Origin of the sequence: Nocardioides kongjuensis (genome assembly GCF_013409625.1) — a bacterium.
In the GTDB taxonomy this organism is placed as follows: Bacteria; Actinomycetota; Actinomycetes; order Propionibacteriales; family Nocardioidaceae; genus Nocardioides; species Nocardioides kongjuensis.
On record NZ_JACCBF010000001.1, the window covers coordinates 3,200,921 to 3,224,051 of the forward strand.

Sequence of the window (23,131 nt, forward strand, 5' to 3'; positions counted from 1 at the left end):
CCCTAGCTCGTCGAGCAGCCCGAGGCGCTGGCCAGCGCGTATCGACGAGTGGCGTAGCGAGAGGACAGCACCACCGCGGCGGAGCGGGAGCTTCTCGGCGGCTGACGCGGCTGGCCCCGCGGCTGGCCCCGCGGGCGCTGTCACACGTGGTTCGCCGCACTACCCGCCCCGAGACCACCCGGAACCCGCCCTGCGCGGGGCTGCCACAGGTGAGTTGCGGCGGGTAGTGGAACGAACTACGTGTGACAGCACCCGGGACTCCCGCTCAGCCCTTGCGCACGAACACCATCAGCGTCGGCGCGAGCGCGGGCGGCGTGAGCCGGTCGACCAGCTGGGCGACCCGCCAGGCGGGGGCGTTCGAGCCGAAGTACGTCGGCTCCGAGGCGTGCCCGTAGACGACCAGCTCGTTGGGCGGCGGGAAGAGTGCGGACAGCGAGCGCCGCGTGTTCATGCTGTAGCGGACCGGGAAGACGTCCTCGGCCTTGCGGTGGGGCTGCAGCCGCTTGAGCACCCGGGTGTGCAGGTCGTTGGGGACGGCGCGCGCGCCGATGCCGATGATCCCCCACTTGTTGGGCGTGCGGGCGGCCAGCCAGCCGCCGGGCTTGAGCACGCGCAGCAGCTCGGAGGAGACCTGGACGGCGTCCTCCTCGGCGATGTGCTCGAGGACGTGGTCGGCGACGACGAGGTCGAACTCGGCGTCGCCGAACGGGATCTTGGCGCCGGGCTCGATCACCTGCGCGGACCTCAGCGTCGGGTTGTCGAGGACGACCGGGTCCACGTCGACGCCGTGCACCTCGGCGACCCGCTCGTGGAAGCCGCGCAGCTTGCGATGCAGCTCCGGGAACGGCTCGATCGCCCACAGGCCGCGGCCGGCGCCGAAGTCGAGGACCCGGCTGTCCGCGTCGAGCAGTGCGTTGACCCGGGTGTAGAACTCGATGAACCCGTCGTGGCGGGTGTACCCGCCGGCGCGCACCTCGGGGTAGAGCCGGGAGAGCGTCTCACCCGGGCGGAACGTGGAGTCTGCGTTGTTCCCGTCGTTCACGGCCACACCTTATTTCTGGAGGTCCGCGAGCAGGGCGTCCACGGACGCCAGCACTCGCGCTGGGGGGATGGTGACGTCGTCGAGGACGCCCTGGTTCGGGCCGTTCGGCCCGGCGGCCGGCTCGGCGACGAGGTAGCGGTAGTCGGCGCCGACGGCCTGGCAGATCGCCCACAGCCCGAGGTGCACGTACGTCGACGCGAACATCTCGAGCACCCGCACTCCCGGACGGGAGAAGGTGAGGTTGGTCAGCGCCGCGCCGTGCGGCGAGACGACGACATCGGCACCGTGGAACAGGTCGATCTGCTCCTGGACGCTGTGCTGGCCGGGGTCGATGCGCGTGAAGCCTCGCCTCTCCAGCTCGGGCCACAGGGCCGCCTCCTCGACGTAGCGCCGGGTGCGGGGGGTCGTGCCGCGGGTGACGTAGAGCCGGCGCGGGGTGTCGGTCGCACCCGAGGCGGGCAGCCGGTCGCGCAGCCACCGGACGGTGGCGGGCGGGGCCTGGAGCGCCCAGTTCGGGTTGCTCGGCACGAGCAGCCGGTCGGCGGACACGGTGCGGCCGCGCTCGGGCTGGATCAGCCGGGTGGTGACCCCGGCGAGCTCGAGCAGCTGCTTCTGGTACCGCGTCCGGTGCGGCACGACGACCGCATCGGCCTCCTTGAGGGCCCGCTCCCCCATCGTCTCCTCGAGCACCGCCAGGCGGCCGAGGGCGTCGTAGAGGAAGTGGTAGTAGTTCTCGGACGTGCCGCGGGCGGTCAGGCTCAGCACCGTGCCGTCGACGTGCTCGGTGGGACCGAGGGTCGGTCGCAGGAAGATCGGGTGCTCGCGCCAGTCGAAGACTCCGAAGTAGGTGCTGGTCTCGTGGTCGAGGACCTTGGTCGGCGTGGTGGCAGCGGCGTAGTCGCCGCTGAGCCGCCCGCCGGCGATCTCGAGGGTGAAGGTCGCCGGCACCGTGGTGGCCGGGACCTTCGGCGTCGGGACCGTGGCGGCGTGGATCGCCTCGAACAGCCAGTGCCCGGCGGGCTCGCCGAGCGTCGCCGGGCGGACCCAGCTCTCCGCGGGGCTGCCCGGGTGCAGGGTGACGCCGGGCTCGCGTGCGGTCTCGGTCGCGGACTCCGTCGCCCGCCGCGGGACGCCACGGGCTCCGAGCAGCGGCGACACCAGGCGGAACAGGTGCCCGAGCAGGCGGGTCGCCAGCAGGTGCAGGCGCTTGAACAGCGGCCACCAGGGGCGCAGCCAGGTCGGCAGGCTCATCGGGGCCCCCGCGGAGTTGTGCGCCGGAGGAGCGAAGCGGGGGAGGTGCAGAACTGCGTGGGGTGATTCATCGGGCCACCAGCCGCCGCACGACGGCCCAGACCGGGCGGAAGCGCACGATCCGGCCGATGATCGCCCGCATCCACAGCGGCTTGATGATCCGCTTGACCGCGCGCGAGAGGCGGCCGTCGATCTGCAGCAGGACCAGCTCGAGCTCGGCCTCGGCCTGCTCGTTGAGCGCCACGGCCGGCGGGTGCACGAGGGGGAACGGCATCGCCTGGGCGGGCATCGGCTCGCGCGCCGTGTGCGTGTGGGTGGCGTCGGGACCGAACCCGTCGTTCTCCACGAGGTTGAGCGAGGGCGTGATCGACAGGCCGCGCCGCGACATGATCGTCACCCACCAGTGGTGGTCCCAGCCGCGCGAGTCACCGTCACGGTCCCCCGCCACCTGGGTGAAGTGCCGCAGGGCCGCCTCGGTGGCGAGCGAGTCCGGGTGCGGCAGCACCTCGACCGGGCGTACGGCGTCCGCGGTGCGCGGCGTGTGGCCGACCCGCTCCTCGGCGCCGGCGTGGTCGCGCGGGAACACCTCGCGGTGCGCGTGCCACCGGTCGGCCCAGGTCGCCCAGCCCCACACGCTCGCCCAGGTGGTGAAGGCGTAGCTCTCCGAGCCGAACATCCCTCGCGGGATGCCCTTGTTGTCGCCCGCGACCTGCCAGACCCGCGGCTCGTCCTGGTAGCGGTCGAGCAGCTCGACGCAGAAGTCGAAGAACGTGGGGTGCGGGATGCAGTCGTCCTCGAGCACGATCGCCCGGTCGACCTGGGAGAACACCCAGTCGAGGCCGAGCTCGACGTTGGCCTCGAGCCCGATGTTGCGCTCGGCGAACCGGGTGTGGACCCGCCCCGGCCAGGGTGCCGACGTGAGCAGCTCGCGGACCTCCGCGCACCGTGCGGCGTCCTCGGGGTGCGTGGCGCGCGGGCCGTCGACGACGAGGAACACGTCGGCGGGCCCGGCGGCGATCACCGCCTCGACCGTGCGGCGTACGACGGCCGGCCGGTTGAAGGCGACGATGACGACCGGGGTCCCGAGCGGGGCGGCGGACGGCTCAGGCACGACGGCTCTTCTCTCCGAGCTGGCTGACGAAGCGGTGGGCGGCGGTGGCGGCCCGGCTGTTGACGGCGGTGCGGGCGGCGTGGCGCAGCCGCGGCGAGCGGAGCACCTGGCGCGCGATCGTGGCCGCCCGTCCGCCGACCCGGTTGAGCACCAGCTCCAGCTCGCGCTCGACCTCGGGGTTCAGCGCGACCTGCGCCGGGTGGTGCAGCGGGAAGGTGATCTCCTCGGCTGCGTTGTCGCGCTTGCCGGGCGCGACGCCGTGGGTCGCGTCGGCGCCCCAGCCGACGTTCTCGACCAGGTTGACGGCCGGCGAGATCGCCAGGCCGCCGAAGGTCATCATCGTCAGCCACCAGTGCTTGTCCCAGCCGTGGGTGACGGTGTCGTCCGAGGCTGCGGCGTCGGCGAAGTGCTGCTGGCCCGACCGGGTCACGAGCAGTCCCGGCTGCTGGACAGCGGGCACGGTGCGCACCGGCGCGTCCCCGGACACGTGATCGCGCGGGAACACCGACCGGTGCCGCTGCCAGCGGTCGGCCCAGGTCGCCCAGCCCCACACGCTCGCCCAGGCGGTGAACGCGTAGCTGTCGTCGCCGAACAGCCGCCGCGGCACCCCGAGCCCGCTGCCCGAGACCTGCCAGACGCGCTCGTCGGCGCGGTGGTGCTCGAGAAGGTCGGCGGCGTAGCGGAAGAAGGTGGCGCCCGCCTGGCAGTCGTCCTCGAGCACGATCGACGCGTCGACCTGCGAGAAGACCCAGTCCAGGCCGAGCTCGACGTTGGCCTCGAGGCCGAGGTTCTCCTCGGCGTAGCGTCGGTGCACCTCGCACGGCCAGTCGATGTCCTCGAGCACGGCGCGCACGGCGGCACACCGCTCCACGTCGTCGGCGTTGCCCGGGCGCGGGCCGTCGGCGACGAGGAAGAGCTGCGCAGGCTGCGCAGCCCGGATCGCGGCCAGCGTCCCCGAGGTCAGCTCGGGGCGGTTGAACGCGATCAGCGTCACAGGGGTGGTCAGCAAGCGGATCCTCGGGGGGTGCGGATTCTGCGGTTGGCCATCAGTGGAACTCATTCCACCAGATGCAGAACGACCCGCAACTGATGCGGTTACAGTTGCCCACCGTGCCCCAGATTTCAGCTGACGAGCTCGTCGCCAAGGCCCGCCGTGCCAACCCCGAGCTGGTCGCCGGCTGGCTCCGTCGCCGGGTCAAGTCAGGCGCTGCGCGCGCCGGTTTCATGGTCAGCCGGATCGACGAGGAGGGCCGCCGCTACACGTCGGTGACCCACAACGACGACGTCGCGCTGCCTCCCGGCGCCGAGGCCGAGCTGCGCGGCGACAACCCGCGCCTGGTCGAGCTGCAGGCGACGTACGACGCCCTCGACCTGCCCTCCGCGGTCCACACCCAGTGGCGCCAGGGCTTCTTGAAGAAGAACCTCTCCCTCGCCTGGTTCCGCGGCGACAACGCCTACGTGTGGCAGTTCCGCCAGCTCGGCCACGCCGCCCGGATCCGGATGTACCTCGCGATGCTCGACGTGAAGGAGCGCGACTCGCTCGGCCTGTTCGAGAAGCTCGAGGAGGACGGCCTGTTCGGCGCGTTCACCTTCGAGTTCGGCAAGCGCCCGCCGGTCAGCCGCGACCTGCTCGACAGCATCAACGAGATCAACTACCTCAACGACCAGATGGGCCTGGCCTCGATCGACGGGCTGCGCGTGCTCGACATCGGCGCCGGCTACGGCCGCCTCGCACACCGGATGTCGACCGCGTTCCCCGACCTCGCCGCCTACGACTGCGTCGACGCCGTCGCGACCTCGACCTTCCTGTGCGAGTACTACACGAGGTTCCGCGGCCTGCCCGACACCGTGCGCGTCGTCCCGCTGCACGAGCACGAGAAGCTGGCCGAGCGCTACGACGTCGCGGTCAACATCCACAGCTTCTCGGAGGCCTCGCACGAGGCGGTGTGCTGGTGGCTGGACCGGATCGCCGAGCGCGACATCCCGTGGCTGCTGATCGTCCCGAACACGCCCGACGAGCTGCGCAGCACCGAGCTCGACGGCTCGATGAAGCCGTTCCGCCAGGATGTCCTGGACCGCGGCTACGAGCTGGTGGACGACCGAGCGATCCACCAGTCCGACGAGCTCCGCGAGCTCATCGACCTGCACGACCGGTTCTACCTGTTCCGCAAGCTGGCCTGACCGGGCCTGACCGCCCGGCCCGGGCGGTCAGAGCGACCAGGTCGCGAACGCCTGCCCGGTCAGCGCACGCAGCCGGTCGACCTCCGGCCGCAGCTCGGCCCGCAACGCCGCCTCGGTGGCGGGGCCGAGCTGCGGCCGTTCGATCCTCTCCCCCGTACGACGCCACGCCAGGTGCGCCAGGCGACGGGCAGCCGGCAGCCGGCGGACCGCCCGCACCAGCGGGCCACGACGGATCGCCATCAGCCACGGCGGCAGGGCCCGCTTCTCCTCGGCGGTGTTGTGGCGTCCCCAGTCCTCGGCCGACAGCGCGGGGCTCTCGAGGTCCAAGAACGCGAAGACCCGCGCCATCGTGGCGTCGACGTCGGCTCCCAGGTCGGCGAGGTCGACGACGAGGAGCCGGTCCTTCCCGAAGGCCTCGAGGTAGGGCTCGAGCTGGGTGGCGTAGCGGCTGGACGCGACCAGCGGGCTGGTCGGCTCGCCCGGGTCGGCGAGCTCCTCGTCGAGCGGTCGCTCCGCGGAGTTCCAGGCGACCATCTCGACGTGCTCGGCGACGATCCGGTCGATCGGGTCGCGCACCAGGTAGATGATCCGGGCATCGGGCACCAGCGCGGCCATCCGCTCCACGACGCCCGGGTAGCAGGGGGCCTTGCTGTAGAACGGCGTCGACTCCAGCCGGTAGCGGGTCCCGGGCGCGAACCGCTCCTGGTAGGCCCCGACCCAGTCGCGGCAGTCGGGGTCGGTGAAGAAGCGCATCTCCTTCTCCTCCGACGCCGCGATCTCCGGGTGCACGGCGAGGTAGGCGTGCATGCTCGTGGTACCGGCCTTGGTGGCGCCGACCACGACCACGTTCGGCAGCCGCTCGGGGTCGGGCTGCTGGGGGGTCGCGTCCCCGCGGCGTACCCGGTGGCGCGGAGCGACCCGGACGGTGCAGTTGGGGCACGCGTCGAGCGCGTTCCCGTCGGCGGCGAGGGTCCAGCCGGTACGCCGCAGCCAGGCCGGGGTCGCGATGGTCAGGACGGGCGGGATGCACAGGTCGCACTGCATCGAGAGCCGGCCGTGGGCCAGGGGGGCGAGAAGCACGCGGCAGACAATAGAGGCTGTCCGCGCTCTCCATGATCGGCTCCGCCGAACCCGACGGCGTGTGTAGGCTGCGCCGCGTGCGCCAGGCCCTGACGACCCTTGTCTTCCTGCTGCCCCCGAGCAAGCTCAAGAACCGGCTGCTGCGCCGGCTGGGCCACGTCGTTCCGGACACCGCCGTCGTCGGGATCAACCTGGTGCGCCGCGTCGACCGGTTCGAGCTGGGCGAGGGGGCCCTGATCCACCACTTCAACATGTTCCGCGACCTGCGGCTGGTGAAGCTGGGCACCGGTTGCCGGATCATGCTGTTCAACCAGGTGGTCGGCGACTCCGGCTACGAGCCGGGCGCCACGCAGACCGACGACCTGCGCACCCTGCGGATGGGCGAGGACTCGCACATCATCAGCCAGCACTACCTCGACTGCGGCGGCGGGATCATCCTCGGCGACAACACCTGGGTCACCGGCATCCGCTCCACGCTGCTCTCCCACGCCTTCGACCCGACCAACGGCGGGGTCATCCTGGACCCGGTCACCATCGGCGACCGCGCCGTGATCGCGACGTCCTGCACGATGCTGCCCGGCACCGTCGTCGGCGAGGGTGCGCTGATCGCCGCCGGCTCCACCACCTGGACCGGGCAGGAGGCGAAGGGCGCCCACCTGCACGGCGGCGTACCCGCCCGCCGGCTCGCGCCGATCGACATTCCGCGGCACGTCTACGACCGGGCCCGTTACCAAGGACCCCGTGACGTCGTTGGCCCTGCGAACCCCCCATCTGAGTAGAGGTCGCAATGAACGAGATCGAATCCCGGATCGTCACGATCGTCGCCGAGCTGCTGGAGCGCTCCGACCGTGAGGACAAGACCGTCGCGCTCGGCGCCATGCTGCACGGCGACGAGGGCCTCGGGCTGGACTCCCTGGAGACCGCCGAGCTGTCCGCGATCCTCGAGGACGAGTTCGGCACCGACCCCTTCGGCGCCGGCCAGCTGCCGGAGACCGTCGCGGACATCGTCGCGTTCTACGCCGACGCGACCGCAGCGTCCGCATGACCACCCCCGAAAGTCCTACGCCTCCCCCGCTCCGCTCCTCCGCCGAACAACGTCCCGGGGACCCCGGGGCAGCGGCACCCCGCACGGTCATCATCACCGGCGGCAGTCGAGGTCTCGGCGAGGGCATCGTCCAGCACTTCCTCGACGCCGGTGACCGGGTCGCCACCTGCGCCCGCAGCGAGACCGACGCGGTCCGCGCGTGGCAGTCGGACCCGGCGTACGCCGACCGGTTCCTGTTCCGCAAGGCCGACATGGCCGACCGCGAGCAGTGCACGTCCTTCTTCAAGGACGTCGTGGCGCAGTGGAAGTCGGTCGACGTCCTCGTCAACAACGCCGGCGTCGCCCGCGACGGCATCCTCGCGCTGTTCAGCGACGAGGACTCCGACACGGTGATCGACCTCAACCTGAAGGCGACGATCCACCTCACCAAGCAGGTGGTCCGCAACATGCTCGCCCACGGTGGCGGCCGGATCGTCAACATCTCCTCGATCACCGGCCTGACCGGCTACCGCGGCCTGAGCGTCTACGGCGCGACGAAGGCGGCGCTCGACGGCTTCACCCGCGGCCTGGCCCGCGAGGTCGGCTCGCGAAGGATCACGGTCAACAGCATCGCCTCGGGCTACCTGAAGACCGAGATGAGCCACGGCCTCGACGACGGGCAGCTCAACCAGATCATCCGTCGCACGCCGGCCGGCCGGCTCGGCGAGCCCGAGGACATCGCCCGCGCGGTGTCCTTCCTGGTCGACCCGGCCAACGACTGGATCACCGGTCAGGTGCTGGTCATCGACGGCGGCCTCACCGCCTGACGGTCAGTCCCTGATCGTCGCCTCGTCCACGCCGATCAGCGCGAAGTACTCCTCCAGGAGGGCCTCGCGCTGGTCGGGTGCGAGGCGGTTGTCGTCGGTCGCGAAGGTGTGCACCAGCCGCCCCTTGTAGGACGTCAGCGCGAGGAACACCACCTGGTTGGGCGCGGCGACCAGCTGGCCGTGCAGGCTGCGCAGCCACTCGGGGTCGGAGCCGGGGTCGACGATGCCCATGTTGCTGACGACCACCGACGGCGGGCCGGCGCTCAGCGCGGCCGCGACCCGGTCGCGTCCCGTCGCGAGGTCGGTGACGTTCTCCAGCCGGGCGAGGTGGAAGAAGAGGTCGCCCTCCCCCCGGGCCAGCGCTTCGACGACGGCCGCCTTGACCTGGCCGGCCAGCGTCCAGCGGTCGTCGAGCGCCACCTCGAACGGGTGCGCCAGCACCGCGATCGCCATCGCGGGCGCCTGGTTGGGGTCGCTCGGCGGGGTGCCCAGGTCGGCGGGCGCGGCGAGCTGCAGGGTCGCGTCGCCGCCGCACAGCACGCGCGCGGCGCTGGCCAGCAGTGCGGAGACCACGTTGGCGAACGGGTTGGCGCCGTGGGCGCGGCCCTCGGCGACGACCCGTGCCGAGGTCTCGGGGCCGACCTCGACGTGCCGCATCCAGGAGCGGCGCGGGACCGAGCTGTCCGGCCACTGCACCGGCTGCGGGGTGCCGTACGACGAGTTGCGTGCCTTGAGCTCGCGGAGCAGGTCGATCATCGCCGTCCGGCTCTCCTGCCAGGCATGCGGCGTGGCCGACGCGGCCGGCTCGGAGAGCAGCTGCTGCTCGGGCACGTCCTGGCCGTCGAGCAGGCGGACGAACCACTGCAGCTCGGTGATGCCGATCCGGCCGTCGATGACGGCGTGGTGGCCGTTGAAGATCACCCGGGAGCGGCCCTCGTCGGGACTGGCGAGGTAGTGGCAGCGCAGCGGGACGCCCAGGTCGCAGGGCGTGTCGCCCTCCTCCTCGAAGGCCCGGTCCCACTCGGTGCTGGGGAGCACGTCGCTGCGGAACACGTCCTGGTCGAGGCCGACGTCGGCGATGGTGAGGTCCTCGGTCGCGGCCGAACGGGCCAGCACCCGGCGGGCGCGGAACTCCTGCCAGACCCGCCGCACCTCCTCGGGGTCGAAGCAGCGGTCGAGGTCGGCCGAGATCATCGCGGTGCTCGGCCATGCCTGGTCGAGGAAGGTGTAGTACTTCTCCGCGACCGTCATCGGACGATGGGCACCCACGCGCACTCCAACCTCTCGGGACACAGGACGATCCTGCCCCCTGCCCAACTGTTCGACGGACTCCGGGTGACGGCCGCTGCCCATGCGCGATACTCGCCCCCGGCCCGTTTGTTCCCCCCACGGTCGGGCCCGCGAGAGGAGTCGACACCGATGATCGGGTTGCTGGAGAAGGCCGCCGCAGACCGGCCGGCGCAGGTCGCCGTCGTGACCCCCGAGGTCACCCTCACCTACGCCGAGCTGCACGACGGCGCCCGCCGTGTCGCGGCCGGGCTGCGGGCGCGCGGCATCGAACGGTTCGCCGTCCTCGAGCCCGACGCCGCCTGGATCCTGCGCCTGCTCGGCGGTGCGGCGTCGGTCGGCAGCGAGCCGTGCCAGTACCAGCCGGACCTCGACGCGACCCAGTTCACCGAGCAGGCGGCCGCCCTGGGCCACGACGTCGTGGTCACCCGGCGCACGGACCTGCCGGCCACGCTCACCGTCGTACGTCCCGACGAGCTCGACGGTGACCCGGCCGGCCTGCCGGCGTACGACGGACCGCAGCCGCTGATGATCCGCACGACCGGCACCACGGGCCTGCCCAAGGCGGCCCGCCACGACTGGGCCGTGCTGTCGCGGCGCGGCGCGACCACGACGCCGCGGCCCGGGCAACGCTGGCTGCTCGCCTACGGACCCCAGCAGTTCGCCGGGATCCAGGTGCTGCTGCACGTGATGGCGGCGCAGGCGACGCTGGTCGCGCCCTTCCCGCGCCAGCCGCGCGACGGCCTCGCCGCGCTGCTGCGCGACGAGCTGACCTGCGTGAGCGCGACCCCGACGTACTGGCGCTTCCTGCTCGCCGAGGCCCGCAGCAGCGGAGCGGACCTGCCGCCCCTGGAGCAGATCACCCTCGGCGGCGAGGCCAGCTCCCCCGACCTGCTCGCCGAGCTCGAGACGGCGTTCCCGACCGCGCGGATCTCGCAGGTCTACGCGTCGACGGAGTTCGGGTCGATCGCATCGGTGCGCGACGGCCGACCGGGACTGTCGACGTCGAGCCTGTGGAGCCCGGAGAACCCGGATGCCGTGCTGCGGGTGCAGGACGGCGAGCTCCAGGTGCGCGCCGGCACCGGCATGCTCGGGTACGCCGGCGACACCGCGGGGGCGCCCGAGGAGCACGACGGCTGGGTCTCGACCGGCGACGTGGTCGAGGTGGTGGCGGACCGGGTGCTCTTCCGCGGCCGGTCCTCCGAGGTCATCAACGTCGGCGGGGTGAAGGTGCACCCGCTCCCGATCGAGGAGCGCGTGGGCGCCGTGCCCGGTGTCCGGCTGGCACGGGTGCACGGCCGCAGCAACCCGATGGTCGGTGCGGTCGTCGCCGTCGAGGTCGTGCTCGCCGACGACGCCGACGAGAGCGCCGTGAAGTCCGCGGTCCGCTCCGCGTGCGCCGACCTGCCCCGCGCCTGGCAGCCGCGCAGCGTCAAGGTCGTCGACGAGGCCGAGCTGGCAGCCGCCACCAAGGGCGGCAAGATGATCCGCCGCTGAGCCCCGCCGAGGCTCAGGCGCGGTGCTTGCCCGGCGCGACCCTGACCGGTCGTGCGGGCACCGGCTCGCGGTCGCCGTCCTCGCCTTCGCGTTCGTCCGTCGCCGTCCTCGCGGGCAGGTCCGGGAGCGGGCCGCGACCCTTCCAGATCACCGCGACCCACCAGCACACCGTGGAGACACCGGTGCCGACGGCCATCGCCCACAGCGCGCCCTCGGCGTCGCCCCAGGCCGCGCCGACCACCATGCACGCGCCGACCAGCACGATCGAGACCACGTCGGTCACCATCGCCGCCTGGATCCGGTGGGTGCCGATGAGCGAGGCCCGCAGGCCGCTCTGCGCCGCCATCAGCAGCACCTTAAGGCTGACCGCCAGCATGAGCGGCTCGACGATGTCCCACGCCTCGCCGAGCACCGCGTGACCGACGACGTCCGGCAGGAACACCAGCACGACCAGGTTGAGGACGCCGACGACGGTGGCGATCAGGATCGCCCGCCGCACGTGGCGCCAGACCGCCCTGGGGTCCTCGCGCTCGCGTGCGATGTCGGCGGCGGCCGACGTGCCGACGGCCATCTGGACCGCGGTGCTCGGAGCCCCCAGCAGGGTCGCCGCCCGGAAGGCGGCCACCGCGATCGGGCTGCTGAACAGGGTCATCAGCGAGGCGGTCGCGAGCGCCGTACCGCTGGCCGACAGGCCGCTGACCATCGAGCGCCAGGAGAAGTCCCAGCGCTCCCGCAGCCAGGCGAAGCCGCCGCCGGTCGGGGCGCCGCACTGCACGAACACCCACAGCGAGGCGACCACGCCCGAGCCGGTCCACGCGGCGATCAGCCAGGTGAGCGAGTCGAGACCGAGCTGCTCGGTGCCGACGAAGCCGACCACGAGGAGCCCGAACCACAGCGAGTCGAGGGTGACCGCTCCCGCCGGCCGCTGCTTCGCGATGGCGAGGTAGCGACCGACGTCGTGCAGCATGAGGAAGGTCAGCGACAGGCCGAGGACGAGGATCGGTCCGCCCATCGCACTGTCCGCGGCGATCAGCGCGAGGCCGGCCGCGGAGCACAGGATGCTCGCGCCGATGCCGAGCACGACGGTCGCGCCGAGGATGTCCCCGGCACGGGTGTCGGCATCCTCGGGATGCACGATCGCGGTCGTCGAGATCAGGCTGCGGAAGACCACCTGGGCGACGGTGTAGACGAGGATGACCAGGCTGAACCGGCCGAAGTCGATCGGCTCGAAGGCGTGCGCGACCCAGATCAGGGCGGCGATGTTCGACAGGCTCGACAGGATCTGGTCGACCGTGACGAGGCTCAGCCGACGATTCGCGGAGCCCCCCTGGGCAGTCATCCGCACCTCAGGTGGTGTGACACGGGGCAGATCATTGCACGCAGGTGACACGGTCGTGCCGGTAACGACAATCCCTCAGTTCCGTTGTGTCATCGTGACCACCGTGGCCCTCAGTTCCGCACTCCACCGAGCACAGGGCTCGGTGCGGGTGCAGCGTCAGCTCAGCAAGATCCGTCGATTCCGCAGCCGCGTCACCAACGTTCCGCTGCGCCAGGTCGAGCAGGCCCGCCGTCGCCTCGAGACCGAGGACGTCGACGTACTGGTCCTCGGTGACAGCTCCACGCTCTGCTGGTCCCTGCGCGACACCGACCGCACCCTGCTGCCCGAGCTGATCGGCCAGCGTCTCGGCAACGTCGTCACCCTGTCCGGCCCCGGCTTCGGCTCGAACATCTACGGCGAGGCCACCCGCCTGCTGACCGCCATGGACCGCCGCCCGAAGGCGGTCGTGTTCACCCTCGCGCTGCGCACCTCCACGGCCACCCACATCGTGGCCGACCCGATCACCGGCTACCACCGCTCGCTCGCGGCGATGGCGAAGGTCCGCGGTGCCGACCGCAGGGTCCGCTTCGTCGGCCGCGGCGGCACCTTCGCCACCGACGAGGAGCGCGACGTCTTCCTCGCCCACCCCATCGAGAGCCGGTGGAACGGCCTGCGCACCGTCGGCTGGTACCGCGAGCAGCTGGTCGGCACGGGCCTGCCGCCGTGGCCGATCGAGCTGGAGAAGCTGCGCTTCGACTACTTCTACGGCGAGCAGCTGCACGCCGACAACCCGCGGCTGGAGTCGCTGACCACGTTGGCCCGCCGCCTCGAGGAGTACGGCGTGCCGGCCGTCGGCGTGTGGACCCGGCCCCCGATGCAGCGCGGCGAGATGCACTTCCCCGGTGAGTTCGAGGAGCACGTCCGCTCGCACAAGGTGCTCCAGGACGCCGCGCTCGCCCGCGGCTCCTCCTCGATCGGGCCGATGCTCGACATCCACCTCGAGGACGAGGACTTCGAGGACAGCTTCAACGCGACCGAGCACTTCGCGTACACCGGGCGGGTCAAGGTCGCCGACGCGATCGCCGACGCGGTGCGGTCGCGGTGAGCCTCGGACGGCTGCGGGCATTCGTCCGGCTCCGGCGGGCGCGGCTGCGCGGCTGGATCGCGCTGTTCCGGCTGCTGCTGGCCGCGCTGCGCGGACAGGTCGACGAGGTGTGGGTGGGCGACTCGCACTCCGTCACCTTCAACACCGAGCACTCCCCCCTGCCCGGCATCCTGCGCACCGGCGAGCGCCGTTGGACCTGGCACCTCGGCCCTCGGGTCATGTACTCCATCGCCCGCGACGACTTCCCGCCCACGCTGCGGCGGACCGCACGCCTGGTCGCCCGGGTGCCCGGCGCCCGTGACGCCGCGTGGTTCTTCTCGTTCGGCGAGATCGACATCCGCTGCCACCTCGCCCCGCGACTGGCTGCCGGTGGCGACGTCGGCTTCGTCGCGACGTACGTCGACCGGGTGCGCGGGCTGGTCGGGCGCCTGGGCACGCCGGCCGGCACGATCGTCGTACCCGTCCCGCCGTGCCTGGACAGCTACGACCACGCGGCCTTCCCGGTCGCCGGCTCCCCCGACCAGCGTCTGGCCGCCCACCGCGCCGTCCGCTCGGCCCTCACTGTCGCCGTCGGCGCCGCGCCCTCGAGTCCGGAGCTGCGCCTGCTCGACCTCACCGAGGCCCTCGCCGGCCCGGACGGGCTGATGCGCGACGAGCTCACCGACGACGGGTGCCACACCAACGCCGCCGGTCGCGCCGTGGTGCGCGGCGAGGTCGCCGCGCTCGTCGGCTGAGGACCGGCCCAGCCCGGCCCAGCCCGGCCCAGCCCGGCTCAGGCCAGCTCGTCCGGGACCAGCTCGGAGATCGCCTTCAACCCGTCGGCGTCGTCGCGGTGCACCACCGCGACGTCCCAGTAGATCCGCGAGCGCGCCCGACCACCGGGGACCTCGTCGAGGACCCGGCCCTGCTGGGCGATGCGGTCGGTGGTGGTGCGACCGACGGTGAAGCCGCCGTTGTCCCAGACCGCGACGTGCTCGTAGCCGAGGTCGGCGAGGCGGGGCCAGACGGCCTCGGGGTCGCGGTCGGCGAGCCGGGTGAGGTAGGGGTCGTACTCGAAGAAGAGCACCGGGTGGACGTCCCGCCACGCCTCGGCGACGGCGGGGACCAGCTCGACGTCGTACCCGTCGGTGTCGGACTTGACCAGGCGCAGCCGGTCGAACGCCGGGTGGTCGGTGCGCAGCGAGGTCGGCGAGACGGTCGGCATCGCGTCGCCGGCGGCCCCCTCGACGAAGCGGGTGGTGCCGCCGGAGCGGACGGCCGTCGTTCCGCCGTCACCGCCGTCGACGGTGAGCAGGGCCTCGACGACCGTGACCCGCGGGTCGCGGTCGACGTTGCGGTGCAGGAAGTCGAGGTACGCCTTGTCCGCCTCGATGCAGAGCACCCGGCCGTCGGCGGCGTTGAGGATCTGCACGGCGGAGTCGCCCACGTTCGCGCCGATGTCGAGGACGGTCAGCGGGCCGGTGGTGGCCAGCAGGCGGCCCAGCTCGACGAGGTTCTGCCCGTAGGTCGGCTGCCACACGGCGTAGTCGGGCAGCCGGTGGGACCACGGCAGGACGAGCTCGACGCCCTGGACGTGGCGCACGACGGGCCGGAACGGGAAGCGGTCGCGGATGATCCATCCGACGCGTCGCTTGGCAGTGGAAGCAAGGGTTCCGAGTCCGGTCACTCGCCGGATGCTAGGGCATGAATCGCCCTAGGATGTGCCACATGTCGGGCTCTCCCCCCAATGCGACCGCGACGGCTGCCCTCGATGAGGCCCGTGCCTACTACTCCCACGAGCTGGAGCAGGGAGTCGACCGCTTCCTCCTGGCGACCCGCACGACCTGCCCGTGGTGCGGCGACGACCGCCTGAAGCACCGCACCACCACGCGCGACCTGCGCCAGTTCAAGCCGGGCCGGTTCCGGCTCGACGAGTGCCGCGGCTGCGGCCACGTCTTCCAGAACCCGGCGCTGAGCGACGAGGGCCTGTCGTTCTACTACCGCGACACCTACGACGGCCTCAACGCCGAGCGCGCCGAGGCCAACCTCGGCTCGATGGGCGAGATCTACCGCCGGCGCGCCTCGACGGTGCGCGACCACCGCCCGGACCAGCCGAAGCGCTGGCTCGACGTCGGTACGGCGTCCGCGCACTTCCCCGCCGCCGCGGCCGAGATGTTCCCGGCGACCGTGTTCGACGGCCTCGACATGTCCGACGGCGTGCTCTCCGGGCACCGGGCCGGACGCATCGCGACGGCCTACCAGGGACAGCTCCCCGAGCTCGCACCGCAGCTGGCCGGCCAGTACGACCAGGTGAGCATGTTCCACTACCTGGAGCACACCCGCGACCCGCTGGCCGACCTCGACGCGGTTGCCACGGTGCTCGCCGACGACGGCTGGGTGCTCATCGAGCAGCCCGACCCGCAGGCCCGTTCGGCGAAGCTGTTCGGCTCCTGGTGGGCCGGCTGGAACCAGCCCGAGCACCTGCACATGGTCACGTTGCCGAACCTGACGAAGGCGCTGCAGGAACGCGGCTTCGAGGTCGTCGAGGTCGTGCACCGCGAGGCGCACATCCCGCTCGAGGCGTTCATCGTGCTCGCCACGATCCTCAACCGGATCGCCCCCGGCGAGGAGGTCCCGTGGCGCGACGGTCGTCCGCCGCGCTTCGCCCGGGCGCGCCGCCTGGCGGGCAAGATCGTCGCGGCGCCGTTCGTCCCGCTGGCCCGCTTCGTCGACAACGTCGTGCTGCCGCGCATGCTGCGCAGCTACCACGCCTACCGGGTCCTCGCCCGCAAGGTCCCCGCCTGACCGACCCGGCCCGAACTGGCTCCGCAATCGCGCCGACCCGGCACGAAGTCGCTCGCAGAACGGATCGACCCGGCAGGAAGTGGCCTCGAGAGAAGCCACTTCATGCCGGGTCGGCGTGTTTCTCGAGCTGCTTCGTGCCGGGTCGGCGTGCTGTGCGAGCCAGTTCGGGCCGGGTCAGTCGAGCTCGCGCTTGTGCCGGACCAGCCGGCCGAGGTGCTCGATGTCCGAGTCGACCATCAGCTCGGCGAGCGCCTTGGCGTCGGTGCCGGCCTTCCAGCCGAGCACGTCGTGCGCCTTCGAGGCGTCGCCGATGAGCGCGTCGACCTCGGTGGGACGCTCGAAGTTCTTGTCGTAGCGCACGTGGTCCTCCCAGTCGAGGCCGGCGTGCGAGAAGGCGTACTGGCAGAACTCGCGGACCGTCGTACCGATGCCGGTGGCGAGGACGTAGTCCTGCGGCTCGTCGTGCTGCAGCATCCGCCACATGCCCTCGACGTACTCGGGGGCGTAGCCCCAGTCGCGGATCGCCTCGAGGTTGCCGAGGTCGAGGTGGTCGGTGATGCCGAGCTTGATCGAGGCGACGCCGAGGGTGATCTTGCGGGTCACGAAGCTCTCGCCGCGGCGCGGCGACTCGTGGTTGAACAGGATCCCGGAGACGGCGAACAGGTCGTAGGCCTCGCGGTAGTTGACGGTCACCCAGTGCGAGTAGAGCTTGGCCGCGCCGTAGGGCGAGCGCGGGTAGAAGAGCGTCGACTCGTTCTGCGGCGGCGGCGTCGCGCCGAACATCTCGGACGTGGAGGCCTGGTAGAACCGGCAGTCCAGCTTGGCCGCCCGGATCGCCTCGAGCAGTCGCAGGGTGCCGACCGCATCGGTCGACGCGGTGTACTCCGGGAGCTCGAAGGACACCTTGACGTGGCTCTGCGCGCCGAGGTTGTAGACCTCGTGGGGCTCGATGTCGCGCAGCTGGTTGCTCAGGCTGACACCGTCGGTCAGGTCGCCGTAGTGCAGGTGGAGGTCCGCAGTGCCGTGCAGGTGGTCGATCCGGCTGCGGTTCAGGGTGGACGACCGACGGACCAGTCCGTGCACCTCGTAGCCCTTCCCGAGAAGGAGCTCGGCGAGGTAGGAGCCGTCCTGGCCGGTGATCCCGGTGATGAGTGCGCGCTTGGTCACGGGGGCACAGTATCGTCGCGCCTCGTGCATCTGGTCGTAGATTCCGTAGTCGTTCGCACCGGAAGCGTGACGATCGTGATGGAGCACCTCGTCCGCGCCTGGGCCGAGGCGTTCCCGCAGGACCGGATCTCGGTGCTCTTCGGTCCCGAGGGCCAGACCTTCCCGCTGCCCGACGGCGCGCACGCGGAGGTCCTCGCCCAGCCGGGCGGACCGATCGGAGGCCTGTGGCTCCGATCGGTGGCCGTACGACGCGCCGCGCGCCGCCTGGGCGCGGACGCCGTCCTGGCGGCGGTTCCCGCCAGCGGCCTGCTCGGCTCGCGCAGCCCGCGCGGCGTGATCCTCTACGACCTGCGCTTCGAGCTGCGTCCCGAGCAGTTCAGCCGCAGGACGCGGGTCGCGCGCAAGGTGTCGTGGCTGTGGAGCATGCGCCTGGCCGACCGGATCTTCACGATCTCGGACCGCACGCTGCACGACCTCGCCGACCTGCACCCGTCGCTGTCCGGCCGCGCCCGGACCGCCGCCCTCGGGTCCGACCACGCACTCGCCTGGCCGCAGCCCGACGCGCCGGACCCGGAGCACCCCTACGCCATCGCGTTCGGCCACTACGGCAACAAGAACGCGAACGCCGTCATCGACGGCTGGGCGCAGTTCTGCGCCGCGCACTCCCCCGAGGCCGACGGCTGGCGGCTGCGCCTGGTCGGCATGGGGGCCCGGGACCGGGCCGCCGCCGAGGAGCAGGTACGCCGCCTCGGTGTCGGCGACCGGATCGAGCTGATGCCGTGGCTCGACGACGACGCCTTCGCCCGCGCGTTCGCCGGCGCCAGGCTCGTGGTCTTCCCGTCGGACTTCGAGGGCTTCGGCCTGCCCGCGGCCGAGGCGATCCGGCTCGGCATCCCGGCCGTCATCTCGACCGACCCGGCGCTCGCCGAGGTGACCGGCGGGCACGCCGTGACCGCCGTCTCGACCACGCCGGCCGACCTGGCGAAGGCCTTCGAGACGGCGCTCGCGCTCACGCCCGAGCAGCTCGCGGCCGGCCGCGCCTTCGCGGAGGCGTTCACCTGGCGTCGTACCGCCGCGGTGATCCGGGCCGGTCTGTCCTGACCGCCGGATCCGGCCACGCGACCGGGCACCAGCCCCTACCCTTGCCCCGACCCACCCAGCCTCGGAGGACTCGATGCCCGTTTGCCCGGCCTGCGCCGGTTCCCGCGTCCGCACCGGCCCGGCCTCCGGCGCCACCGGACGCCAGATCACCGCGTGCCGCGACTGCGGGGTCCACTACTGGGCCGACCACGAGGCCGCCGAGCGGCAGGAGGCGATCGAGCTCCAGACCGAGCTGACCGCGGAGGGCTACAGCGACTGGGTCGACATCAAGCGCGAGCAGGCCGGCCCCGAGGCGTGGCGCGACGCGATCGCCTGGATCCGCAACGCCCTGCCGAAGGACGCCGGTCGGGGCAGCGCGCCCGTGATCTACGACGTCGGCGCGGGCGACGGTCACTTCCTCAGCCTGGCTCGTGACGAGGGCGGCTTCGCCGTCACCGGCAACGAGATCGCCAAGGGCGCGGTCGAGCTCGCCAAGGAGCGCTACGACGTCGACCTCGACCTCGGCGTCCTCGAGGACCTCGGCCACGTCGAGGACGTCGACGCCGCCACGCTGTGGTGCGTCCTGGCCCACGTGCCCGACGGCGACCAGCTGCTGACCGAGGTGCGCACGATGCTGCGCCCGGGCGGCGTGCTCTTCCTGCAGACGCCGCACTGGACCGCCGCCGACGAGGCCGCCGTCCGGGTCAAGGACCTCACCCGCGGCCGCGTCGCGAAGGTGCCGGACCGACGCATCGCCCAGCACCACTGGATCCTGCACACCCGTCGCAGCATCACGGCGCAGCTCAACCGGCTCGGCTTCGTCGACGTCGTGGCCGAGCCGAAGCTGCGCTACACGCTGACCTCGCGCGCCTACTTCGCCTCGATGAACCCGCCGCAGTGGACCATCGGTCCCGCGTCGTGGCTGCTCGACAAGGCGGTCGCCAGCGGGCTCGCGCCGCGGATCGTGCTCGACGTGCGCGCCCGCAAGGGCTGAGCCCCGGCGGGCCTCAGGCCCGGATGCCGGCCGGCAGCAGGTAGTCGACCGCCTCCGGTACGCCGCTGCGCAGCCGCTCGAGGTCGACGGCCACCATGTGCTCGACCAGGGCCTCGAAGCCGACCTGCGCCCGCCACCCGATCGCGGCGGCGGCCGGCTCGGGGTCGGCGACGAAGACCGAGGTGTCGGAGGGTCGCAGCAGCGCGGCGTCCTGGACGACCCGGTCCCCCGGCTCGCCGAGGCCGGCCGCAGCGAACGCCTGCTCCAGCAGGTCCTGCAGCGAGTGCACCCGCCCGGTGCCCAGCGGCAGGTCGAGGGGCTCGTCGTGGGCGAGCTGGAGGCGCATCGCCTCGACGTACTCGCCGGCGAAGCCCCAGTCACGGTGCACGTCCAGGTTGCCGAGGCTCACGGTGTCGCGCCGCCCGAGCGCGATCTCGGCCGCGCTCAGCGTGATCTTGCGGGTGACGAACCGCGGCGAGCGCAGCGGGCTCTCGTGGTTGTGGAGCACGCCGCAGACCGCGAACAGGTCGTGCTCGGCCCGCGCCTGGCGGACCACCTCGTCGGCCGCGGCCTTGGCCCGTGCGTACGGGCTGTCCGATGCGCTGCCGTGCACCTCGGCGGACGAGGCCTGGAACAGCCGGGCGTCGTGCCCGCGCTCAGCACGCAGCCGCAGCAGTGCGGCGACCAAGCGCTCGACCGGGGCGGCATTGGTGGCTGCGGTCAGCTCCGGCTCCTCCCAGCTGCGGCCGACCGAGCTGAGCGCAGCGAGGTTGTAGACCTCGTCGGGAAGGACCTCCGCGACCAGCGCCTCGAGCGCCGCGCCGTCGCGGACGTCGAGCTCACGCAGCTCGACGCCGGCGAGGTAGACCCGCCGCGGCTCGGCGGCGGCGAAGCCGGGCGCGACCGTCCCGACGACGGCAGTGCCGGCGGCGCGGAGGGAGCGCGCGAGGTAGACCCCGTCCTGCCCCGCGACGCCGGTGACGAGGGCGGTACGCACGGTCGTCACCCTAGCGGGAGCGAACCGGGCGGGCCGTTGGTCCCGACTTCGCGGGCAGTCCTCGGAATCGCGGACAGAGGCCGTGACGCACCCGGCAACGCCTCGTTGGTCACACGACGCTGGGGGGCGGATCCAAATCGACATGAGGAGTGCGCATGAACTCGGGCCCAGTTGATGTTCTCGTCGCGGGTGGCGGCGGTTTCATCGGAGGTCACCTCGTCGCTGACCTCCTCGCTCAGGGCAAGACGGTTCGCTCGGTCGACGTGAAGCCGATCGACGAGTGGTACCAGGTCCACCCCGACGCGCAGAACTCCGTCGGCGACCTGTCGCTGCTCGACCAGGCCGAGGCCGCGACCGAGGGAGCGCGCGAGGTCTACATGCTCGCCGCCGACATGGGCGGCATGGGCTTCATCGAGAACAACAAGGCCCTGTGCATGCTGACGGTGCTCACCAGCACCCACATGCTCCAGGCCGCGCAGAAGTACGACGTCGAGCGCTACTTCTACTCCTCCTCGGCCTGCGTCTACGCCGCCGACAAGCAGACCGACCCGGGCGTGACCGCGCTCAAGGAGTCGGACGCCTACCCCGCCATGCCCGAGGACGGCTACGGCTGGGAGAAGCTCTTCAGCGAGCGGATGGCCCGCCACTTCCGCGAGGACTTCGGCCTCACGACCCGGATGGCGCGCTACCACAACGTCTACGGCCCCGAGGGCACCTGGACCGGCGGCCGCGAGAAGGCGCCCGCCGCCGTGTGCCGCAAGATCGCCGAGGCGGTCATCTCCGGCAAGCACGAGCTCGAGATCTGGGGCGACGGCGAGCAGACCCGGTCGTTCATGTACATCGACGACTGCGTCAAGGGCTCGCAGATGATCCTGGCCAGCGACCTCGAGGACCCGATCAACCTGGGCTCCGCGGAGCTGGTCTCGATCAACCAGCTCTACTCGATCGTCGAGGAGATCGCCGGCATCAAGTGCGAGCGGAAGTACGACCTCTCCGCCCCGCAGGGCGTCCGCGGTCGCAACTCCGACAACACGATGATCAACGAGGTCTTCGGCTGGGAGCCGTCGATCAGCCTCGCCGACGGCCTCGCGAAGACCTACGCCTGGGTCTACGACCAGGTCAAGCGCGCGCAGGGCTGAGCGGGCAACGGCACGGTGCGCATCCTCGTCCACGACCACAGCGGGCACCCCTTCCAGGCCGAGCTCAGCCGTGAGCTGGCCCGGCGGGGCCACGACGTCACGCACTCGTACGTCGAGGGCTACGTCTCCGGGAAGGGTCGCCTCGAGGCGGTCCCCGGTGAGTCGATCACCTTCGAGGCGATCGGCGGCGCGAAGAAGGTCGACAACCAGCGGATGGCGCAGCGCCTGCTGCGCGAGGTCCGCCGCGGCTTCGAGCTGGTGCAGCACGTCCGCAAGGTGAACCCCGACATCGTGATGCTGTCCAACGTGCAGATCCCGACGCTGGTGATCTTCGCGTTCGTGATGGCGGTGCTCCGGCGGCCGTGGGTGCTGTGGCACCAGGACGTGTACGCCGTCGCGGTGAGGTCGTTCACCGGCAGCAAGCTGCCGAAGCGGTTCGCTTTGGTGGCGTGGGCCTTCGAGGTCGCCGAGCGCTGGTGCTCGCGGCGGGCCGCGGCGATCGTGGTGATCGCGCCGTCCTTCGTCCCGGTGCACGAGGCGTGGGGGACGGCCGACAAGGTCACCGTCATCCCGAACTGGGCGCCGCTCGACGAGATCGTGCCGACCGAGCGCAAGAACGACTGGGCGATCGAGCACGAGCTCGACGACGTCGCGACCCTGGTCTACTCCGGCACCCTCGGCCTCAAGCACAACCCGGCCCTGCTGGTCCGCCTGGCGCGCGCGGTGCGCGACGAGGGCAGGAAGGTCCGGCTGGTGGTGGTCAACGAGGGCCCCGCCGTCGAGGTCCTGCAGGACGAGGCGCGGCGGCTCGACGTACCCGTCACGCTGCTGCCGTTCCAGCCCTACGAGCGGCTGCCCGAGGTGCTCGGCAGCGGCGACGTGCTCGTGGTGCTCCTCGAGCAGGAGGCCGGCGCGTTCTCGGTCCCGTCCAAGACGCTGTCCTACCTGTGCGCGGGTCGCCCGGTGCTCGGCCTGATGCCGGGCGAGAACCTCGCCTCGTCGCTGGTCACCCGCGCCGGCGGCCTGGTCCTGCCGCCCGCCGACGGCTCCCTCGCCGAGGCCGCGTCCTGGGTCAGCGGCGTGCTCGCCGACCCCGAGCTGCGCAGCGAGCTCGGCGAGGCGTCCCGGGACCTGGCCGAGCAGGAGTTCGCGCTGGCGGGCTGCGCGACGAGATTCGAGCGCCTGCTCGCCGCCCAGGTCGGCGCGACCACAGGTGATCGGCAATCCCTCGCAAAGTTGTCGTGAGA

Annotated in this window: 22 protein-coding genes; 12 read left to right on the top strand and 10 right to left on the bottom strand. The window is 72.1% G+C overall.

All coding sequences use genetic code 11. The features are described 5' to 3' along the window. Nucleotides 1-265: 265 nt before the first annotated feature. The 4 genes from BJ958_RS15435 to BJ958_RS15450 all read right to left on the bottom strand — a co-directional run bounded on the left by BJ958_RS15435 (nt 266) and on the right by BJ958_RS15450 (nt 4,413). Complete coding sequence (locus BJ958_RS15435) at nt 266-1,042, bottom strand: methyltransferase domain-containing protein (protein WP_179727826.1); 777 nt, start codon at nt 1,040-1,042, stop codon at nt 266-268. Nucleotides 1,043-1,051: 9 nt separating this feature from the next. Next, complete coding sequence (locus BJ958_RS15440; RefSeq protein ID WP_179727827.1) at nt 1,052-2,293, bottom strand: glycosyltransferase family 61 protein; 1,242 nt, start codon at nt 2,291-2,293, stop codon at nt 1,052-1,054. A 67-nt stretch (nt 2,294-2,360) separates the two neighbouring features. After that, nucleotides 2,361-3,404, bottom strand: coding sequence for a glycosyltransferase (locus BJ958_RS15445; protein ID WP_179727828.1), 1,044 nt, complete (start codon nt 3,402-3,404; stop codon nt 2,361-2,363). After that, entirely contained in the window at nt 3,397-4,413 is a 1,017-nt protein-coding gene (locus BJ958_RS15450; RefSeq protein WP_179727829.1) for a hypothetical protein, read from the bottom strand. The genes BJ958_RS15445 and BJ958_RS15450 overlap by 8 nt, the downstream gene beginning before the upstream one ends. Before the next feature lie 101 nt (nt 4,414-4,514). Here BJ958_RS15450 and BJ958_RS15455 point away from each other — a divergent pair, with 101 nt between their 5' ends. Further along, nucleotides 4,515-5,585 carry a class I SAM-dependent methyltransferase gene (locus tag BJ958_RS15455; protein WP_179727830.1) on the top strand — a complete coding sequence of 357 codons (1,071 nt, stop codon included), beginning with the start codon at nt 4,515-4,517 and terminating at the stop codon, nt 5,583-5,585. Nucleotides 5,586-5,612: 27 nt separating this feature from the next. Here BJ958_RS15455 and BJ958_RS15460 read toward each other — a convergent pair whose 3' ends face one another. Next, complete coding sequence (locus BJ958_RS15460; protein WP_179727831.1) at nt 5,613-6,665, bottom strand: sulfotransferase; 1,053 nt, start codon at nt 6,663-6,665, stop codon at nt 5,613-5,615. 77 nt (nt 6,666-6,742) lie between these two features. On the opposite strand from BJ958_RS15460, the gene BJ958_RS29085 reads away from it, so the two are divergent. The 3 genes from BJ958_RS29085 to BJ958_RS15475 are packed head-to-tail and all read left to right on the top strand — an operon-like array spanning nt 6,743 to nt 8,516. After that, nucleotides 6,743-7,444: a hypothetical protein gene (locus BJ958_RS29085; protein WP_179727832.1), complete on the top strand. Its 702-nt coding sequence runs from the start codon at nt 6,743-6,745 to the stop codon at nt 7,442-7,444. Nucleotides 7,445-7,452: 8 nt separating this feature from the next. Then, nucleotides 7,453-7,710: an acyl carrier protein gene (locus BJ958_RS15470; protein WP_179727833.1), complete on the top strand. Its 258-nt coding sequence runs from the start codon at nt 7,453-7,455 to the stop codon at nt 7,708-7,710. Further along, a complete protein-coding gene (locus BJ958_RS15475) occupies nt 7,707-8,516 on the top strand; it encodes an SDR family NAD(P)-dependent oxidoreductase (protein WP_179727834.1) in 810 nt (269 codons plus the stop codon). Before BJ958_RS15470 ends, BJ958_RS15475 begins: the two co-directional genes overlap by 4 nt. A 3-nt stretch (nt 8,517-8,519) precedes the next feature. Here BJ958_RS15475 and BJ958_RS15480 read toward each other — a convergent pair whose 3' ends face one another. Next, nucleotides 8,520-9,785 carry a phthiocerol/phthiodiolone dimycocerosyl transferase family protein gene (locus BJ958_RS15480; protein ID WP_179727835.1) on the bottom strand — a complete coding sequence of 422 codons (1,266 nt, stop codon included), beginning with the start codon at nt 9,783-9,785 and terminating at the stop codon, nt 8,520-8,522. 150 nt (nt 9,786-9,935) lie between these two features. Between BJ958_RS15480 and BJ958_RS15485 the strand changes: the two genes are divergently transcribed. After that, on the top strand, nt 9,936-11,300 hold the full coding sequence (locus BJ958_RS15485) for a class I adenylate-forming enzyme family protein (RefSeq protein ID WP_179727836.1): 1,365 nt from the start codon (nt 9,936-9,938) through the stop codon (nt 11,298-11,300). A 13-nt stretch (nt 11,301-11,313) separates the two neighbouring features. On the opposite strand, the gene BJ958_RS15490 is transcribed toward BJ958_RS15485, so the two are convergent. After that, nucleotides 11,314-12,639: an MATE family efflux transporter gene (locus BJ958_RS15490; protein ID WP_179727837.1), complete on the bottom strand. Its 1,326-nt coding sequence runs from the start codon at nt 12,637-12,639 to the stop codon at nt 11,314-11,316. 103 nt (nt 12,640-12,742) lie between these two features. Here BJ958_RS15490 and BJ958_RS15495 point away from each other — a divergent pair, with 103 nt between their 5' ends. Then, the gene (locus BJ958_RS15495; RefSeq protein ID WP_179727838.1) at nt 12,743-13,723 is read left to right on the top strand and encodes a hypothetical protein; all 981 of its coding nucleotides are present in this window, start codon (nt 12,743-12,745) and stop codon (nt 13,721-13,723) included. Continuing rightward, complete coding sequence (locus BJ958_RS15500; protein ID WP_179727839.1) at nt 13,720-14,457, top strand: hypothetical protein; 738 nt, start codon at nt 13,720-13,722, stop codon at nt 14,455-14,457. Before BJ958_RS15495 ends, BJ958_RS15500 begins: the two co-directional genes overlap by 4 nt. 38 nt (nt 14,458-14,495) lie before the next feature. Here the strand turns inward: BJ958_RS15500 and BJ958_RS15505 are convergent, their stop codons facing one another. After that, nucleotides 14,496-15,389, bottom strand: a complete 894-nt coding sequence (locus BJ958_RS15505; RefSeq protein WP_179727840.1) for an FkbM family methyltransferase — start codon at nt 15,387-15,389, stop codon at nt 14,496-14,498. A gap of 41 nt (nt 15,390-15,430) precedes the next feature. On the opposite strand from BJ958_RS15505, the gene BJ958_RS15510 reads away from it, so the two are divergent. Continuing rightward, nucleotides 15,431-16,507 (top strand): class I SAM-dependent methyltransferase, encoded by a 1,077-nt coding sequence (locus BJ958_RS15510; protein WP_179727841.1) that lies wholly within the window; start codon nt 15,431-15,433, stop codon nt 16,505-16,507. A 174-nt stretch (nt 16,508-16,681) separates the two neighbouring features. Here the strand turns inward: BJ958_RS15510 and gmd are convergent, their stop codons facing one another. Next, nucleotides 16,682-17,674, bottom strand: a complete 993-nt coding sequence (gmd, locus tag BJ958_RS15515) for a GDP-mannose 4,6-dehydratase (protein WP_273516520.1) — start codon at nt 17,672-17,674, stop codon at nt 16,682-16,684. Between the two features lie 66 nt (nt 17,675-17,740). Here gmd and BJ958_RS15520 point away from each other — a divergent pair, with 66 nt between their 5' ends. Both BJ958_RS15520 and BJ958_RS15525 read left to right on the top strand, forming a co-directional pair. Beyond that, complete coding sequence (locus BJ958_RS15520; protein ID WP_179727843.1) at nt 17,741-18,775, top strand: glycosyltransferase; 1,035 nt, start codon at nt 17,741-17,743, stop codon at nt 18,773-18,775. A gap of 73 nt (nt 18,776-18,848) precedes the next feature. Then, nucleotides 18,849-19,748 (top strand): class I SAM-dependent methyltransferase, encoded by a 900-nt coding sequence (locus tag BJ958_RS15525; protein WP_179727844.1) that lies wholly within the window; start codon nt 18,849-18,851, stop codon nt 19,746-19,748. A 13-nt stretch (nt 19,749-19,761) separates the two neighbouring features. Here BJ958_RS15525 and BJ958_RS15530 read toward each other — a convergent pair whose 3' ends face one another. Further along, nucleotides 19,762-20,745, bottom strand: coding sequence for a GDP-mannose 4,6-dehydratase (locus BJ958_RS15530; RefSeq protein WP_179727845.1), 984 nt, complete (start codon nt 20,743-20,745; stop codon nt 19,762-19,764). Nucleotides 20,746-20,900: 155 nt separating this feature from the next. Between BJ958_RS15530 and BJ958_RS15535 the strand changes: the two genes are divergently transcribed. Further along, nucleotides 20,901-21,884, top strand: a complete 984-nt coding sequence (locus BJ958_RS15535) for an NAD-dependent epimerase/dehydratase family protein (RefSeq protein ID WP_179727846.1) — start codon at nt 20,901-20,903, stop codon at nt 21,882-21,884. A gap of 15 nt (nt 21,885-21,899) precedes the next feature. Continuing rightward, nucleotides 21,900-23,129 carry a glycosyltransferase gene (locus BJ958_RS29090; RefSeq protein ID WP_179727847.1) on the top strand — a complete coding sequence of 410 codons (1,230 nt, stop codon included), beginning with the start codon at nt 21,900-21,902 and terminating at the stop codon, nt 23,127-23,129. Nucleotides 23,130-23,131 lie beyond the last annotated feature (2 nt).

Coding starts and splice junctions, on each gene's coding strand:
- BJ958_RS15490 (WP_179727837.1), bottom strand. CDS start 12,639: ATGACTGCCCAGGGGGGCTCCGCGAATCGTCGGCTGAGCCTCGTCACG.
- BJ958_RS15535 (WP_179727846.1), top strand. CDS start 20,901: ATGAACTCGGGCCCAGTTGATGTTCTCGTCGCGGGTGGCGGCGGTTTC.
- BJ958_RS15440 (WP_179727827.1), bottom strand. CDS start 2,293: ATGAGCCTGCCGACCTGGCTGCGCCCCTGGTGGCCGCTGTTCAAGCGC.
- BJ958_RS15525 (WP_179727844.1), top strand. CDS start 18,849: ATGCCCGTTTGCCCGGCCTGCGCCGGTTCCCGCGTCCGCACCGGCCCG.
- BJ958_RS15485 (WP_179727836.1), top strand. CDS start 9,936: ATGATCGGGTTGCTGGAGAAGGCCGCCGCAGACCGGCCGGCGCAGGTC.
- BJ958_RS15470 (WP_179727833.1), top strand. CDS start 7,453: ATGAACGAGATCGAATCCCGGATCGTCACGATCGTCGCCGAGCTGCTG.
- BJ958_RS15510 (WP_179727841.1), top strand. CDS start 15,431: ATGTCGGGCTCTCCCCCCAATGCGACCGCGACGGCTGCCCTCGATGAG.
- BJ958_RS15475 (WP_179727834.1), top strand. CDS start 7,707: ATGACCACCCCCGAAAGTCCTACGCCTCCCCCGCTCCGCTCCTCCGCC.